At 71.3% G+C, this 15,780-nt stretch carries 14 protein-coding genes; 6 read left to right on the top strand and 8 right to left on the bottom strand.

Annotated features, from left to right (window positions below; all coding sequences use genetic code 11):
• Positions 1 to 37: 37 nt before the first annotated feature.
• From AC3EN4_RS14105 to AC3EN4_RS14090, 4 genes are all read right to left on the bottom strand, one after another.
• Positions 38 to 961, bottom strand: a complete 924-nt coding sequence (locus tag AC3EN4_RS14105) for a tetratricopeptide repeat protein (RefSeq protein WP_422736621.1) — start codon at positions 959 to 961, stop codon at positions 38 to 40.
• Positions 962 to 1,159: 198 nt separating this feature from the next.
• Entirely contained in the window at positions 1,160 to 2,848 is a 1,689-nt protein-coding gene (gene icmA / locus AC3EN4_RS14100) for a coenzyme B12-dependent isobutyryl-CoA mutase large subunit (RefSeq protein WP_435206317.1), read from the bottom strand.
• 96 nt (positions 2,849 to 2,944) lie between these two features.
• A complete protein-coding gene (locus AC3EN4_RS14095; RefSeq protein ID WP_435206316.1) occupies positions 2,945 to 3,355 on the bottom strand; it encodes an Asp23/Gls24 family envelope stress response protein in 411 nt (136 codons plus the stop codon).
• Between the two features lie 152 nt (positions 3,356 to 3,507).
• Positions 3,508 to 3,924, bottom strand: a complete 417-nt coding sequence (locus tag AC3EN4_RS14090) for an Asp23/Gls24 family envelope stress response protein (RefSeq protein ID WP_435206315.1) — start codon at positions 3,922 to 3,924, stop codon at positions 3,508 to 3,510.
• 232 nt (positions 3,925 to 4,156) lie between these two features.
• Between AC3EN4_RS14090 and AC3EN4_RS14085 the strand changes: the two genes are divergently transcribed.
• Positions 4,157 to 4,555 carry a hypothetical protein gene (locus tag AC3EN4_RS14085; RefSeq protein WP_435206314.1) on the top strand — a complete coding sequence of 133 codons (399 nt, stop codon included), beginning with the start codon at positions 4,157 to 4,159 and terminating at the stop codon, positions 4,553 to 4,555.
• A 59-nt stretch (positions 4,556 to 4,614) separates the two neighbouring features.
• Here AC3EN4_RS14085 and meaB read toward each other — a convergent pair whose 3' ends face one another.
• Both meaB and AC3EN4_RS14075 read right to left on the bottom strand, forming a co-directional pair.
• Positions 4,615 to 5,616 carry a methylmalonyl Co-A mutase-associated GTPase MeaB gene (gene meaB, locus AC3EN4_RS14080; protein WP_435206313.1) on the bottom strand — a complete coding sequence of 334 codons (1,002 nt, stop codon included), beginning with the start codon at positions 5,614 to 5,616 and terminating at the stop codon, positions 4,615 to 4,617.
• Positions 5,613 to 6,797 carry an acetyl-CoA C-acetyltransferase gene (locus AC3EN4_RS14075; RefSeq protein WP_435206312.1) on the bottom strand — a complete coding sequence of 395 codons (1,185 nt, stop codon included), beginning with the start codon at positions 6,795 to 6,797 and terminating at the stop codon, positions 5,613 to 5,615. Before AC3EN4_RS14075 ends, meaB begins: the two co-directional genes overlap by 4 nt.
• 62 nt (positions 6,798 to 6,859) lie before the next feature.
• Between AC3EN4_RS14075 and mce the strand changes: the two genes are divergently transcribed.
• The 5 genes from mce to AC3EN4_RS14050 all read left to right on the top strand — a co-directional run bounded on the left by mce (position 6,860) and on the right by AC3EN4_RS14050 (position 14,476).
• The gene (gene mce, locus AC3EN4_RS14070; RefSeq protein WP_435206311.1) at positions 6,860 to 7,327 is read left to right on the top strand and encodes a methylmalonyl-CoA epimerase; all 468 of its coding nucleotides are present in this window, start codon (positions 6,860 to 6,862) and stop codon (positions 7,325 to 7,327) included.
• 344 nt (positions 7,328 to 7,671) lie between these two features.
• The gene (gene ccrA, locus AC3EN4_RS14065) at positions 7,672 to 9,027 is read left to right on the top strand and encodes a crotonyl-CoA carboxylase/reductase (RefSeq protein ID WP_422740807.1); all 1,356 of its coding nucleotides are present in this window, start codon (positions 7,672 to 7,674) and stop codon (positions 9,025 to 9,027) included.
• A 287-nt stretch (positions 9,028 to 9,314) separates the two neighbouring features.
• Entirely contained in the window at positions 9,315 to 10,580 is a 1,266-nt protein-coding gene (locus AC3EN4_RS14060; RefSeq protein WP_422736629.1) for a coiled-coil domain-containing protein, read from the top strand.
• A 179-nt stretch (positions 10,581 to 10,759) separates the two neighbouring features.
• Entirely contained in the window at positions 10,760 to 12,967 is a 2,208-nt protein-coding gene (locus AC3EN4_RS14055; RefSeq protein WP_435206310.1) for a coiled-coil domain-containing protein, read from the top strand.
• A 408-nt stretch (positions 12,968 to 13,375) separates the two neighbouring features.
• Positions 13,376 to 14,476 carry an AI-2E family transporter gene (locus tag AC3EN4_RS14050; RefSeq protein WP_435206326.1) on the top strand — a complete coding sequence of 367 codons (1,101 nt, stop codon included), beginning with the start codon at positions 13,376 to 13,378 and terminating at the stop codon, positions 14,474 to 14,476.
• A 69-nt stretch (positions 14,477 to 14,545) separates the two neighbouring features.
• Here AC3EN4_RS14050 and AC3EN4_RS14045 read toward each other — a convergent pair whose 3' ends face one another.
• Together AC3EN4_RS14045 and AC3EN4_RS14040 are read right to left on the bottom strand one after the other, a co-directional pair.
• Positions 14,546 to 15,343, bottom strand: coding sequence for an alpha/beta hydrolase (locus AC3EN4_RS14045; RefSeq protein WP_422736631.1), 798 nt, complete (start codon positions 15,341 to 15,343; stop codon positions 14,546 to 14,548).
• Positions 15,344 to 15,442: 99 nt separating this feature from the next.
• Entirely contained in the window at positions 15,443 to 15,766 is a 324-nt protein-coding gene (locus tag AC3EN4_RS14040) for a hypothetical protein (protein WP_422736632.1), read from the bottom strand.
• Between the last annotated feature and the right edge of the window lie 14 nt (positions 15,767 to 15,780).

Below are 15,780 nucleotides of genomic sequence, written 5' to 3'. Positions count from 1 at the left end.
CGCTGGCGTACTACGAACTCACAGTCGTGTTGCGGACTCAGAACAGGGCGCTGGCCAGGGCTCGCCGGGCCGAGGCGACCGCCGGGTCGTCCGGGCCGGCGATGGAGAAGAGCGACACCAGGTGCTGGCGGACCGTCTCGCGGTCCTCGCCGGCGGTGCGCCGGACCAGGCCGACGAGCCGGGCGTACGCCTGCTCGGCCAACCCGCTGAGCACCTCGATGTCGGCGGCCAGCAGTTGGGCCGCGACGTCGTCGGGGGCACTCTCGGCGGCGGCCAGCGCGGTGGCCGGGTCGGCGCCCGCCACCCGGCGTGCCACGCCGACCTGGGCGAGGCCCGCCGTGGCCGCGGCGTCCGCGGGGGCATCGGCGAGGATCTTGCGGTACGCCTGCTCGGCGGCGTCCAGGTCGCCGCTCATGAGCGCGTCGTCCGCCTCGTCGAGGCGCGGGTCCTCCGGTTCGGCGACGGTCACGCCGCCGGCCTTGAGCACCGCCTGGATCCACTGGCGGAGCTGGGCCTCGGGCACCACCCCGGAGAACGCGTCGATCGGCTGGCCGCCGACGACCGCGTAGACCATCGGGATGCCCTGGACCCGGAACATCTGGGCGATCCGCGGGTTTTCCTGCACGTCGACCCGGGCCAGCACCCAGGTGCCGCCACCCTCGGCGGCCAGCCGCTCGAGCACCGGGGCGAACTCGTCGCTCTCCGGGAAGCCGGCCGCGCCGAAGAAGACGATGACGGGCGTGGCCATCGACTGCTCGAGCACCGCGGACTGGATGGTCGCCTCGGTGACGTCGACGATGGAGGCGTTGCCGCCGGCGGTCGGTGCGCCCGGCGTGCCGGCGGACGGGCCGCCCTGCGGGGGTGTGCCGGGGCGAGTACTGGCTGGTGCGGGGCCACGCAGCGTGCTGAGGTCGACCGCGCCGCGGGTGAAGATCGACGAGGTGATCCGTGGGTCGCTCATGGTTACCTAGTCTCGCACGCGAGCCCGCAATCCCGGCTCACCCACAACTCCAACGTCGCAACTCTCACGCCCATCGGACAACGCGAAACGGCCCCACACCCCCAGCCCCGCCGATCTTGCGCTTACTGTTGCCGCTACGTCACTTTCGCGGCTTATGCGGCGACAGAAACTGCAAGATCGACGGGGTGGGGAGCGGGGCTAGAAGCGGGCCGGTTCGCGATAGGTGCCCCACTCGGCTCGCAGGGCGTCGCAGATCTCGCCGAGCGTGGCCTCGGCGCGGACGGCGTCGAGCATGGCGGGGATCATGTTCTGATCGGTGCGGCTGACCTCGACCATCCGGGCCACCGCCGCGCGGACCGCGTCCTCGTCCCGGGCGCTCTTGCGCTCGGCGAGCACCCGGCGCTGCTCCAGCTCCACCTCGTGCGAGATGCGCAGGATCTCCAGCTCCTTGGCGACGGTGCCGGTGTGGCAGTTGACGCCGACGATCTTCTTGTCGCCCTTCTCCAGTGCCTGCTGGTAGACGAAGGCCGACTCGGCGATGTGGCCGGTGAACCAGCCGTCCTCGATACCGCGCAGGATGCCGGAGGTCATAGGGCCGATCTGGTGCGGCCCCTCCCCGCCGAGCTGACGGATACGGGCGAAGATCTCCTCCGCCTCGGCCTCGATCTTGTCGGTCAGCGCCTCGACGTACCAGGAGCCGCCGAGCGGGTCCGCCACGTTGACCACACCCGTCTCCTCCATCAGCACCTGCTGCGTGCGCAGGGCGATCTCGGCGGACTCGTCGGTGGGCAGCGCCAGGGTCTCGTCCAGCGCGTTGGTGTGCAGCGAGTTGGTGCCGCCGAGCACCGCGGCGAGCGCCTCCACGGCCGTCCGTACGACGTTGTTGACCGGCTGCTGCGCGGTCAGCGACACCCCGGCGGTCTGCGTGTGGAACCGCAGCCACAGGGCCTTCTCACTGGTCGCGCCGTAGACGTCGCGGAGCCAGCGGGCCCAGATCCGGCGGGCGGCGCGGAACTTGGCGATCTCCTCGAAGAAGTCGACGTGCGAGTCGAAGAAGAAGCTCAACCCCGGCGCGAAGACGTTCACGTCGAGCCCGCGCGACAGCCCCAGCTCGACGTAGCCGAAGCCGTCGGCCAGGGTGTACGCCAGCTCCTGCGCGGCGGTCGAGCCGGCCTCGCGGATGTGGTAGCCGGAGACCGACAGCGGCTTGTAGCGCGGGATCTCGGCCGCGCAGTACTCCATCAGGTCGCCGATCAGGCGCAGGTGCGGCTCAGGGTCGAACAGCCACTCCTTCTGAGCGATGTACTCCTTGAAGATGTCGGTCTGCAGGGTGCCGTCCAGCGTGGACAGGTCGGCGCCCTGCCGCTCGGCGGCGACCAGGTACATGCAGAACACCGGCACGGCCGGGCCGGAGATCGTCATCGAGGTGGTGACGCCGGCCAGGTCGATGCCGTCGAAGAGCGCCTCCATGTCGGTGGCGGTGTCGATGGCGACACCGCAGTGCCCGACCTCGCCGAGCGACTGCGGGTCGTCCGAGTCGCGGCCCATCAGCGTCGGCATGTCGAACGCGACCGAGAGGCCGCCGCCGCCGGCACCGAGGATCATCTTGTACCGCTCGTTGGTCTGCTGCGCGTTGCCGAAGCCGGCGAACTGCCGGATCGTCCAGGTCCGACCGCGGTAGCCGGTGGGATACAGACCCCGGGTGTACGGATACTCGCCCGGCCAGCCGATGCGCTCGAAGCCCGGGTAGGACGCGCCCTCGGGCGGCCCGTAGACCGGGTCGACCGGCATCCCGGAGAGCGTGGTGAAGTCGGCGTCCCGCTTGCGCGCGGAGTCGTACCGGGCCTGCCAGCGTGCCCGTCCGGCGGCGATCTCGTCGGCGTCCATGCGCAGGGCTCCTCCTCGGTTCGTCGACTAGCACACCGAGTGTAGAGCCCTGACCTGAACGATCACTAAGTCAGCTGGTACCGGCGGGTAACCAGGTCAGACCGTGGGAGCCGCGGGGGCACCCATCGCCACGTCGTCGACCCGGATGTTGACCTCGTCGACCCGCAGCCCGTACGCCTCGACCGCCGCCGTCACCTGGGCGCGCACCTCGCCGGTGATCTCCGGCACCGGGCGACCGCCCTCGATCACCAGCACCAGGTTGATCACGGCGGCGTCCCCCGTCACATAGGCGGAGCAGCCCCGTCGAGCGTCGCCCAACTGGTCCAGCCCGACCCGGTCGAACACCGCGTTGAAGAACCGGGCGACATCCCCGCCCAGCTCGACCACGCCGGGCACCGCCCTGGCCGCCGCGACGGCGATCTTCTCGACCACCTCGTCCGCGACCTTCGTCGTCCCGCCGACCATCGTCGATGCCATTGACAGCTCCTGCGTCACCTCGTGGTCCACCAGCGCTCCCCTTCCTCGCGTCCCCCCGCCGAGACACCACCCGGCCTCCACCTCGGTGGGGCGGCGCGAGCCTACAAGCCCGACGTGCCATCGGAGTGTCGTCGATGGACGGGTTACGGGCGGCTCGGGATGCGACGCCCAACCGCTACGCCTCAGGCTCCGGCCGCCCCGGGCTGGTTCAGCTCGATGTCGTCCACAGTGACGTTGACCTGGGTGACCGTCAGGCCGTACTTCTCCACCGCCTCGATCACGGCGGCCCGCACGGCCTCGGTCACATCCGCGACGACGTGCCCGGCGTCGATCACCAGGACCACGTTGATGACGGCCGATCCACCCTTCACGTCGGCCGAGACACCCCGGCTGGCGTCGCCCACCTCGTCCAGGCCGACCTTGTCCAGCACACTGTTGAAGAACCGGGCCACGTCACCACCGAGATCGGCGACACCGGGCACCGCACGGGCGGCGGTTCCGGCGATCTTCTCCACGACCTCGTCGGAAACCGTCGTGACGCCCCGCGCCGCACCCGTCGCGGGCGGCACCGTACCGGCGTTCTCCACCGCGTCCGTCATGATCACATCTCCCCTGGTGCGACCCATGTGGACCGACCGTCTTGTCAGCCCGCCGCGGGCCGGCCTCGCTGCCGGCCACGCGCCGCGAGCCTACTAAAACCGGAGCGACCTTCGCTTCCGGGCGCGCGGCGCGCTCCGCCGAGGGACCACGCAGGCTGATCTTGGCGACTAGGCTGCAGATCAAAACGTCCACGTTGGACATCCCTTAGGCACCATGATTGAGGTCTGGTTAATGCGCAGGAAGTTGTTGAGTTTCGCCACGGCGATCACCCTGTCGGTCAGCGCGCTGCTGGGCGCGGCCAGCCCGGCCCAGGCGGCAGAGTCGCCCAGCGCCCTCTGCGGGTCCGGGTACTACGTCATCGACAGTCACGGGCTACCCGGCGCGACGGTGTACCTGCTCTACAAGTCCAACGGCTACAACTGCGTGGTCACCATCAAGACCGCGGACCGGGGCAAGGCCACCATGGTCGGCGCATACCTGATCCTGTCGAACGATCTGGGCGCCTTCGACGAGGACCCCTACAAGTACTACGCGGGGCCGGTGCGGGCCGCGGCCGCCGGAAAGTGCATCCAGTTCGGCGGATCCAGCCGGGGCACCGTGTGGACCAGCCCCTGGGGCCACTGCGGCTAGCACCCAGCTGACGCGGGGGCCGTCGCCGGTGATCGGCGTCGGCCCGTCGCGTTACCGGCTCAGGAGCCCAGTTGGGCGAGCAGTTCGTCCGCCGCCGCGTACGGGTCGATCGCACCCTCGGCGACCTTGGCGGCGAGCGTGCTCAACTCCGTACCGTCGCGCAGGGAACCGATCCTGGCGCGCAGCGTGCCGAGCGCGATGGCCTCGACCTCGGCGGCGGCCCGCGCCTCCTGCCGGCGGCGCAGCTCGCCGTGCTCAACCAGCCAACCACGGTGCTTGTCGAGGGCGGCGGCAATGTCATCGATGCCCTCGCCCCGGGCCGCGATCGAGCGGACCACCTGCGGACGCCACTGCCCCGGCCCGCGCTCGCCCAGTGCGATCATGCCCTGGATATCGCGGACGGTGGCGTCGGCGCCGTCCCGGTCGGCCTTGTTGACCACGAACACGTCGGCGATCTCCAGGATGCCGGCCTTGACGGCCTGGATGGCGTCGCCCATGCCCGGCGCGAGCAGCACCAGCGTGGTGTCGGCCAGCGAGGCGACCTCCACCTCGGCCTGCCCGACGCCGACGGTCTCCACCAGCACCACGTCGCAGCCGGCGCCCTCCAGCACCCGGACCGCCTGCGGCGTCGCCGCCGCCAGCCCGCCGAGGTGGCCCCGGCTGGACATCGACCGGATGTAGACGCCCGGGTCGGTGGCGTGGTCCTGCATCCGCACCCGGTCGCCGAGGATCGCCCCGCCGGTGAACGGGCTGGACGGGTCCACCGCCAGCACACCCACCCGGTGGCCGCGCGCCCGCAGCGCCCGGACCAGCTCGTTGGTGGTGGTCGACTTGCCCACCCCGGGCGAGCCGGTCAGCCCGACCACCTGGGCCTGCCCGGCGTACGGTGCCAGCGCGGCGGCGATCTCCGGCAGCAGCGGGTCGCCGTTCTCCACCAGGGTGATCAGGCGGGCCACCGCCCGCGGATCACCGGCGCGGGCCCGCTCGACCAGCAGCGGCACGTCCCGGCTGCGGCGCACCGAGCCGGTGCCCGCCGTCGCGTTCTCGGCCGCCGCGCTCACTGTGCCGGCACGTGGATGATCAGCGCGTCGCCCTGACCGCCGCCGCCGCAGAGCGCCGCCGCGCCGGTGCCGCCACCGCGCCGCTTGAGCTCCAGGGCGAGAGTGAGGACGAGACGCGCGCCGGACATGCCGATCGGGTGCCCGAGGGCGATCGCGCCGCCGTTGACATTGACCTTGTCCGGGCTGATCCCGAGGTCACGGGTGGACTGGATGCCGACCTGGGCGAAGGCCTCGTTGATCTCGATGAGGTCGAGGTCCTCGACGCTCAGGCCGCCCTTCTTGAGGGCGTGGTTGATCGCGTTGGACGGCTGCGAGTGCAGGGAGTTGTCCGGGCCGGCCACGTTGCCGTGCGCGCCGACCTCGGCCAGCCAGGTCAGGCCCAGCTCGTTGGCCTTGGCCTTGCTCATCACGACCACCGCGGCGGCGCCGTCGGAGATCGGCGAGGAGCTGCCCGCGGTGATGGTGCCGTCCTTGGTGAAGGCGGGACGCAGCTTGGCCAGCGACTCGACGGTGGTGTCCGGCCGGATGCCCTCGTCGTCGCTGATCACCAGCGGGTCGCCCTTGCGCTGCGGGATCAGCACCGGGGTGATCTCCTCGGCGAAGTGGCCGTTCTTCTGCGCGGCGGCGGCCCGCTGGTGGCTGGTCGCGGCGAAGGCGTCCTGCTCCTCGCGGCTGATGCCGTGCCGGCTGCCGAGCCGCTCGGTCGACTCGCCCATCGAGCAGCAGTCCCAGGCGTCGCTGAGCCCGTCGTGCGCCATGTGGTCCTTGACCACCACGTCGCCGTACTTGTAGCCGGTGCGCTGGCCCATCAGCAGGTGCGGGGCGTTGGTCATCGACTCCATGCCGCCGGCCACCACGATGTCGAACTCGCCGGCCCGGATGAGCTGGTCGGCGAGGGCGATCGCGTCCAGGCCCGACAGGCAGACCTTGTTGATGGTCAACGCGGGCACGGACATCGGTACGCCGGCCTCGACCGCCGCCTGTCGGGCCGGGATCTGACCGGCGCCGGCCTGGAGCACCTGACCCATGATCACGTACTGGACCTGGTCGGGGCTGACACCCGCCCGCTCCAGGGCGGCCTTGATGGCGATCCCGCCGAGCTTGGTGGCCGGGAGGTCCTTGAGGTTGCCCAGCAGCCGCCCCATGGGGGTACGCGCGCCGCTGACGATCACCGAAGCCATGCCTGCCTCCGAGGGGGGTGCCGTGCTGTACGCCTGAACGATGGTTCGGCCAGACTAACGCCATGACAGAGAACTCCCCCGTCGAGCCCGGTGCGGACTACGTCACAGACATCGGACTTCGCAAGATCGACCACGTGGGCATCGCCGTCGCGGACCTGGACGCGGCGATCGACTTCTACCAGCGGATCTTCGGAATGCGCTGCGTACACGTCGAGACCAACGCGGAGCAGGGCGTACGGGAAGCGATGCTGGCCGTCGGACCGACCACCGAGGGTGGCTGCGTGCAGTTGCTCGCCCCGCTCAGCCCGGAGTCGACGATCGCGAAGTTCCTGGACCGCAACGGGCCGGGCGTGCAGCAGGTCGCGTACACCGTGGCGGACATCGACGTGGCCTGCGCGGCGCTGCGCGAGCGGGGGATGCGGCTGCTCTACGACGAGCCGCGGCGCGGCACTGCGGACAGCCGGATCAACTTCGTCCACCCGAAGGACGCCGGAGGCGTCCTCGTAGAACTCGTCCAACCCGCCCCCTGAAACCCACCCCTCCCGCCCTCCCCCGACCCACCCTTCCTGGTGATCAAGAGGTTCGCGTCAGTTCCCGGCCTCGATCTGACGCCAACCTCTTGATCACCGGGAGAACGGGGTGGGTGGCGCGCGGGGATGCGTGGTTTTCGCGCTGGTCGGGCACCTTCACGCATCGGCGGATGCAGTTTTTCACAGAGGACTTCCGGCTTTAGCTACCGTTCAGTAACGTCCCGGCCCACAGGAACGCGGCCGGTGCCGGATGTGTCGAATGCCGACATGGCGGTCGCGTCCCACCGGCGCCGACGATGGCAGCACCCGGGCCCGCGCGGGTGCGGGACGAACCGGAGGTCACCGTGCAGGACATCCTCGAAGCGATCATGGCGGCGGAGGAATCGAACGACCCGGACCGGGAACTGGCCGGCGTCGCCGGACTGCCCGTACCGGAGAGTTACCGAGGCGTGGTCGTCCGCGCCGAGGAGTCCCGGATGTTCGACGGCATGTCCACCCGGGACAAGGACCCCCGCAAGGCGCTGCACGTGCAGGAGGTGCCGACCCCGGAACTCGGGCCGGGCGAGGCGCTGATCGCCGTGATGGCCAGCGCGATCAACTACAACACGGTGTGGACCAGCATCTTCGAGCCGGTGTCCACCTTCCGCTTCCTCGAGCGCTACGGCCGCGTCTCCGAACTGACCCGCCGGCACGACCTGCCGTACCACGTTGTCGGTTCGGACGCGGCCGGGGTGGTGCTGCGCACCGGCCCGGGGGTGACCCGCTGGGCGGCCGGCGACGAGGTCGTCGCGCACTGCCTCTCGGTCGAGCTGGAGGACGCCGCCGGGCACGACGACACGATGCTCGACCCGCAGCAGCGGATCTGGGGATTCGAGACCAACTTCGGTGGGCTGGCCGAGCTCGCCGTGGTCAAGGCCAACCAGCTCATGCCCAAGCCGCGCCACCTGAGCTGGGAGGAGGCGGCCAGCCCGGGACTTGTCAACTCGACCGCGTACCGGCAGCTGGTCTCCCACCACGGCGCCAACATGAAGCAGGGCGACGTGGTGCTGATCTGGGGCGCGTCCGGTGGCCTCGGCGGGTACGCCACCCAGATGGCCCTCAACGGCGGCGCGATCCCGGTCTGCGTCGTCTCCTCGCCGGAGAAGGCCGAGCTGTGCCGCAGCATGGGCGCGGAACTGGTCATCGACCGGGCCGCCGAGGGATTCCGGTTCTGGAAGGACGAGGAGACCCAGGACCCGGACGAGTGGCGGCGGTTCGGTGAGCGGATCCGCGAGCTGACCGGCGGCGAGGACCCGGACATCGTCTTCGAGCACCCCGGTCGGGAGACGTTCGGCGCGAGCGTCTACGTGGCCCGCCGCGGCGGCACCATCGTCACCTGCGCGTCCACCAGCGGGTTCCAGCACCAGTACGACAACCGCTACCTCTGGATGCACCTCAAGCGGATCGTGGGCAGCCACTTCGCCAACTACCACGAGGCGTGGCAGGCCAACCGGTTGGTCGCGCTCGGCAAGGTGCACCCCACCGTGTCCCGCACGTACTCCCTGGAGCAGACCGGTCAGGCCGCGTACGAGGTGCACCGCAACGCGCACCAGGGCAAGGTCGGGGTGCGCTGCCTCGCGCCGTCGGACGGACTGGGTGTCCGCGACGGGGAGCTGCGGGCCCGGCACGAGGCGGCGATCAACCGGTTCCGGGGGCACTGAGCGGCACACCGGCCGGACGGATGAGCAGCCGATGGCCAATGCGGTGATCCGGCATTGTTCTTCCACCCCCATTAGCCCGAACCCATCCGGCTCGAACAAAGGGCCACGGGGCACAACCCCGTGGCCCTTTTTCACGTCACGCTCCGTGGCCTCCACCCGGCCCCGGAGCTGCCAAGATCGCCGATTGGTCCAACCCCGACGGCCAGGGCAGTTGACCATGTAAAGAGGAGACGAAAGCTGCGTACCGCTCTTGCGAAGCACCCTGGGGCGTCTGCCAGTATGTCCCAATGCCCCAGCAGCAGTCCTCCCCTCTCGCGTTCTTCGATAACGCGAACTCGCAGCCAGATTTCACCGTTGGCCTGCGCGGATACAACACTCACCAGGTCGATGACTTCATCGGCCGGATGACCGCCGCGCTGACCCAGTCCGAGCAGGCCCGTGCCGAGGCCGAGCAGCGGATGAACGACGCCCAGCGTCGTCTCCGGCAGGCCGAGCAGCGCATGAGTGCGCTGGAGCAGAAGCTCACCGACACCAACAAGCAGCTCGAAGAGAACAGCCGGCCCACCCTCTCCGGGCTCGGCACCCGTGTCGAGCAGATCCTCCGGCTCGCCGAGGAGCAGGCCAACGACCACCGCAACGAGGCCAAGCGCGAGTCGGAGGGCATCCTCTCCGCCGCCCGCCTCGAGGCGCGGGAGATCACCGACAAGGCCCGTGCCGAGGCCGCCGCGATGAAGGCCACCGCCGAGCGCGAGGCGGGCAACCTGCGTACCGCCGCCGAGCGGGAGGCCGCCGAGGTCCGGGTGCAGGCCCGCCGCGAGGCCGACACGCTGCGCGCCGACGCCGACCGCGAGACCAAGCAGCTGCGGACGGTCACGGCACACGAGGTGGCGGAGCTGAAGTCGACCGTCGAGCGGGAGGTCGCCACGCTGCGCGCCACCGCCGAGCGGGAGATCACCCAGCAGCGGGCCAAGGCCGCCCGCGAGGCCGAGGAGAAGCGCGCCGAGGCCACCAAGCTGCTGACCGACGCGCGGGACAAGCGCGACAAGGACCTCCAGGCTCTGGAGCTGCAACTCGCCGAGCGGCGCGAGAAGGCCGAGCGCGAGGAGTCCGAGCGGCACGCCGCCCAGGTGGCGCAGACCCAGAAGATGGTCAGCGAGGCCGAGCAGCGCGCCCGCGCCGCCCAGGAGCGCGCCAAGGAGATCGAGCAGCGCGCCGAGGCCCGTCGGGTCGAGTCCGAGCGCAACGCCGCCGAGACGGTCGACAAGGCCAAGGCGCAGTCCGACAAGATGCTCAACGAGGCCAAGGCCGAGTCGCAGCGCCTGCTCACCGAGGCCCGCACCGAGGCCGAGCTGACCACCCAGGCCGCCCGGCGCGAGGTCGAGGACCTCACCCGGCAGAAGGACGCGGTCACCTCGCAGCTCGGGCAGATGCTCTCCGGGCTCGCCGGCATCGTGCCCGGCGTTCCCGCGTCGTCGCCCGCCGCGGCGACGAAGTCGGAGACGAAGAAGACCGACGGCGCGCAGGAGCGGGTCACCGCGGAGACCGCCGGCTGACGCGAGGGCGTCAGGTCGGGGCATCGACGGCGCGAGGTGACACCGGGTAACCGGTGTGACCTCGCGCCGTGTGCGTCTCACAACCCCTTGGTGTGGCGCCCTCGCCACGGAGTGAAGTAGGTCCCACAAGGGGCGTCCGTATCGCCCCAGCCGCGGGCGATGCGTGTGAGGATGGGGGCATGTCGCACGGCGAGGAACTGTTCGCTCTCGGCGGGGATGTGACCACGGAGCCCAGCTTCGAGTCCGCTCTGCGGGGGTACGAGAAGAAACAGGTTGACCGGTACGTCGCGCGTGCTGAGCACGAGATCGCGGCCCTCGCCGCCGAACGGGAACAGGCCTATACACAGATCCACAAGCTCGCCGGCCAGGTCGAGGTGCTGCAACGGGATCTGACCCAGGTCCGCAAGCAGATGAACGTGGTCGACCGGGCCTCCTTCCGGCACCTGGGCCCTCGGGTCGAGTCGATCCTCACCCTCGCCGAGGAGCAGGCCGAGCAGATCCTGTCCGCGGCCAACGAGGAGATCGACGCCCGCCGGGCCGCCGCCGAGCACATCATCGAGGAAGCCCGCGAGCAGGCCGACCGGGCATTGAAGGACTTCGAGATCGCCCTCGCCGCCCGCCGGCAGGAGGAGGAGCGGCACACCGCCGCCCGTCGCGCGGAGGCGGACGCGACGCTCCGCTCGGCCAAGGACGAGTCGGCGAAGCTGCGCAAGGCGGCCCAGGACGAGCTGACCAAGGCTCAGCAGGAGGCCACCCAGCTCCGGGACACCGCCAAGGAGATCCACACCCGGGCTCAGCAGGAGGCCACCAAGCTGCGCGAGGAGGCCCGCGAGGCGCTGGCCACCGCCCGCCAGGAGGCGGCAGAGCTGCGCGAGGCGGCCAAGGAAGTACACGTCAAGGCGCAGCAGGAGGCCAAGCGGCTCACCGACACCGCGACCGAGGCGGGCCGGGCGACCCACGCCAAGGCCCAGCAGGAGGCCAAGCAGATCATCGACGACGCGTCGATGGCCGGCCGGGCCACCCGGGCCAAGGCCCAGCAGGAGGCGGAGCGGATCACCACGCAGGCCACCGAGGCGGCCAAGCGCAGCCGGGCGGAGACCGAGGCGTACGTGCAGCGCATGCGCAGCGAGACCGAGGCGTACGTGCAGCAGTCCCGGGCGCAGACGCAGCAGGAGCTCGGCGCCTGGCGGGCCGGCGTGGAGCAGGAGGTCAACTCCCGGCGGGAGGCGGCCGATCGGGAGCTGGCCCAGCAACGGTCCACCGCCGAGCAGGAGTTCGCCAAGCGCCGCGACGAACTCGACAAGCAGCACGAGTCCCGCCAGCAGGAGCTGGAGTCGGGCTGGACCGCGCGCCGCGACGAACTGGAGACCGCGTACACCACGCGCCGCGACGAGCTGGAGACCGAGTACACCACCCGCAAGAACGAGATCGAGCAGGGCGCGGACGCGATCCGCCAGGCGGCCGAGACGGACGCGGCATCCCTGCGCCAGCGCGCCGAGACCGAGGCCGCCGAGATGCTGAGCCGCGCCGAGACCGAGGCGGGCGACAAGCGGCGCAAGGCCGACGAGCACGTCGCGGCATCGCGCCGCCAGTTCGAGGAGTACGCGGCCACCACCCAGCAGCACCTCGCGACCACGCAGCAGCACCTGGCGGCGACGCAGCAGGAGGCGGCGGCGGGCCGGCAGCAGCTCGCCCAGGTGATGTTGGAGATCGCGCAGGCCCAGCAGCAGCTCGCCGACCTGCGACAGGAGACCTGGAAGGCCCGGCAGGAGTTCGACGAGACCGAGCGGCAGATGGCCGAGCTGCGGCTGCACAGCATCACCGGCCCGATCGACGGTCCGACGGCACCGACGACCGGCGGTCGCCCCGACGCGCCGGTCACCTCAACCGCGACCGTGGCGGCCGGCGGGGACGCCGCGACGGCGGACGGCGGGACCGGTCCAGCCGGCGGCGACGGCTCGGACGCGCCGGCCGAGCCCGCGACCGTGGCCGCCGGCGGCGGGAGCGGCCCGGGTGACGGCGCCGGTGTCGCCGGTAGCGATGCGGACGGCGACGGTGCGGACGGTAGTGGCGCGGCCGGCGGCGGTGCGGCCGGTGGTCTCAAGGCGGCGCCCGCTGACGTTCGGCAACCGGCGAACGCCAACGCCGACGAGGACGGGCAGCCCACCACTCGACCGGTGGCCGAGCCGGTGACCACGGTCGACGGTGGCACGGCCAGCGCCGGGGTGGACGGCGAGCCGACGGTGGCCGCCGTACCCGGGGAGGGCGGCCGGGGCGCCAAGCCAACCAAGATCACCAGCACCGGCGAGAACGGCAAGCGCCCCACCAAGCCGACCACCGACGAGCGCAGCGCCAAGCCCAGCAAGGTCACCATCGAGAAGGACTGACGGCACGCCGCCGACACGACATCGCTGATATCGGGCTGTCCCGCTGTCTCGGACACCCCGATATCGGGGATCTCGAGTGGACCATTGCCTTTCCTCGGCAGAGGGTGGGTCGCTGAGCGGCCGGCGACACGAGTGGAGCACCATTGACGGTGTTGTGGACGACAGCGACCACCGCACCACCACTCTCGTCGCCGTCGCCCGTTCCCACCGCCTGACCGGGAGGTCCTGGTGCCGCAGCACGATCCGTCGGCCGAGGGTCCGGACCGCAGCTCCGACCATCCGCCGGCCGGAAGCCCGTCCGCCAGGAACTCCGACGCGAGCACGTCCGCCAGGAACTCCGACGCGAGCACGTCCGCCGAACGTCCGCAGGCGACGCCGGACCGTCCACCGGTGCAGACGCCGCCACCGGTGCCGGTTCCCGCCCCGGGATTCGATCCGGACGAGCCTCCGGCGGTCCCGTCGGGGAAGTTCGGCACGCCGGGGCGTCCGCTGCGGCGCAGCAGTTTCCTGATCGGCTTCACCGGCGCGCTGGGCGTGCTGCTGGCGTACACCCTCTATCTGGGGATCCGGAATGCCGGCGGCATTCTGGTGCTGGTGGTGATCGCGCTCTTCCTCGCGGTGGGCCTCAACCCGGCGGTCGTACGACTGCGCACCTGGGGTGTGCCGCACGGCCTGGCGGTGGCGGTGGTGGCGCTGACCGTGGTGCTGCTGCTCTGCGGCGGCATCGTGGCGCTGGTACCGCCGATCGTGACGCAGTCCGGACAGTTCATCGACCAGATCCCGAGTCTGCTCGAAGAGTTACGCCGCAATCCCACGGTCAACGACCTGGTGGAGCGGTACGACGTGGTGGAGCGGGTGCAGGGCGCGGCCAACGCCGACACCATCGGCCGGGCGCTCGGCGGGGTGCTCGGCGGCGCCCAACTGATCTTCGGCACGGTGTTCCGGACGCTGACCGTGCTGGTGCTGACCATCTACTTCCTGGCCTACTTCAACAAGCTGCGCTCCCTGGGCTATGCGCTGGTGCCCCGGTCCCGCCGGGAACGGGCGGAGTTGATCGGTGACGAGATCCTGGCCAAGGTGGGCGCGTACATGGTCGGCGCGCTCAGCATCGCGGTGCTGGCCGGTGCGACCACGTTCGTCTTCGCGCTGATCGTCGGTCTGCCGTATCCGTTCGCGCTGGCCGTGGTCGTCGCGGTCACCGACCTGATCCCGCAGATCGGCGCGACCCTGGGCGCGGTGATCGTGAGCCTGGTCGGCTTCGCCGCCGACCTGCCCACCGGCATCGCCTGCGCGGTGTTCTTCCTGGTCTACCAGCAGGTGGAGAACTACCTGATCTACCCGAAGGTGATGCGGCGCTCGGTGGAGGTCAACGAGGTCGCCGCCCTGCTGGCGGCGCTGCTCGGCGTGGCGCTGCTGGGCGTGGTGGGAGCGCTCATCGCCATCCCCACGGTGGCCGCGCTGCAACTGATCCTGCGCGAGGTGGTACTCCCCCGCCAGGAGCGCAACTGAAGCCGCCAGGAGCGGAACTGAAGCCGCCAGGAACGCAACTGAAGCCGCCGGGAGCGGAACCGAGCAGGCTCAGTCGGCCGGGCCGGGGACGGGCGTGTCGGCGAAGGCGGCCACCGTCCGGTCGGCGTACGCGCTGACGTCGCCGGCCTCCATCGGCCCGTCCCAGGTCGTCGGCAGGGGCACCTCGACCGCGGGGTTGACCCGCTTGACGATCTCGTCGAGCACCGTCTCCGCGTCACCCACCCAGAGGTGCTTCGCGCCGGGCACCCCGACCACCTCGGCCTGCGGCACCGCTCCGAACCGCTCCCGCGCCTCGGCCGGACGCAGGTAGTCGTCGAACTCGGGTACCAGCGCCACCAGCGGTCGACCGGAGGTGGCCCAGGTCGTCAGGTCGTCCGGCGTCGAGAAGCGCAGCGGCGGGGAGAGCAGGATCGCGCCGGCCACCGCCGGATCGCAGCCGTACTTGAGGGCCAGGTCGGTGCCGAACGACCAGCCGACCAGCCAGATGTTGGGCAGTTCGGCGAACTCGGCGTACTCGATCGCGGCGGCCACGTCGTACCGTTCGCCCACCGCGCCGTCGAAGGTGCCCTCGCTGGTGCCGCGCACGCTGCTGGTGCCCCGGGTGTTGAACCGCAGCACGGCCAGGTCGGCCAGCGCCGGCAGCCGCCAGGCCGCCTTGCGGAACACGTGGCTGTCCATCATCCCGCCGTGGGTGGGCAGCGGGTGCAGGCAGACCAGGGTGGCCACCGGCGGCCGGTCGGCCGGCAGGGCCAGCTCGCCGACCAGCCGCAGCCCGTCGGCGGTGTGCAGCTCGATGTCCTCCCGGCGGCCGGGCAGGATCGACGACGCGCGGATCGCTGTGCTCACCGCCCCAGTCTGTCGCGAAGTCACCACCGCCGCCCACCGAGGCACGAACAGGGTGATCCAGATCGCTCAGCCGTGGCGCGAGGCACCCGGCCGGATCGCTCAGTAGCGGGGCGCGCCCCGGCCGCGCTGCACCGCCGGGCCGCGCCGCTCCCGGGCCCGCCAGCAGCCGCTGTGCCAGTGCCGGCGGTCGGTCAGGTCACCCAGGCCGTCGGCCGGCCAGGCCACCAGGTGCGCCACCCCGGGTCGGATCTCCTGGTCACAACCGGGGCAGCGGTACGTCTTGACCGACGCGCCCGCCCCGATCCCGCGTACCTGCCAGGCGCCGTCGGTCCACTGCTGCACCGAGGCGACGCCCTGGCGGACGCGGTCGGCGTCCAGGTTGGCGTTCTCGTCCCGGCGAGGGCGGTTGCGACGGGGGCTCACAGTCACCAAGCGTA

Source organism: Micromonospora sp. bgisy143 (assembly GCF_057708145.1).
The sequence above is the reverse complement of the archived record's forward strand: the minus strand, read 5'-3'. Positions and strand labels throughout refer to the sequence as shown.

Excerpts from the sequence above, each read along its gene's own strand:
- AC3EN4_RS14055 (WP_435206310.1), top strand. The coding sequence starts at position 10,760 with ATGTCGCACGGCGAGGAACTGTTCGCTCTCGGCGGGGATGTGACCACG.
- AC3EN4_RS14085 (WP_435206314.1), top strand. The coding sequence starts at position 4,157 with ATGCGCAGGAAGTTGTTGAGTTTCGCCACGGCGATCACCCTGTCGGTC.
- AC3EN4_RS14075 (WP_435206312.1), bottom strand. The coding sequence starts at position 6,797 with ATGGCTTCGGTGATCGTCAGCGGCGCGCGTACCCCCATGGGGCGGCTG.
- AC3EN4_RS14090 (WP_435206315.1), bottom strand. The coding sequence starts at position 3,924 with ATGACGGACGCGGTGGAGAACGCCGGTACGGTGCCGCCCGCGACGGGT.
- AC3EN4_RS14060 (WP_422736629.1), top strand. The coding sequence starts at position 9,315 with ATGCCCCAGCAGCAGTCCTCCCCTCTCGCGTTCTTCGATAACGCGAAC.
- mce (WP_435206311.1), top strand. The coding sequence starts at position 6,860 with ATGACAGAGAACTCCCCCGTCGAGCCCGGTGCGGACTACGTCACAGAC.
- AC3EN4_RS14105 (WP_422736621.1), bottom strand. The coding sequence starts at position 961 with ATGAGCGACCCACGGATCACCTCGTCGATCTTCACCCGCGGCGCGGTC.
- icmA (WP_435206317.1), bottom strand. The coding sequence starts at position 2,848 with ATGGACGCCGACGAGATCGCCGCCGGACGGGCACGCTGGCAGGCCCGG.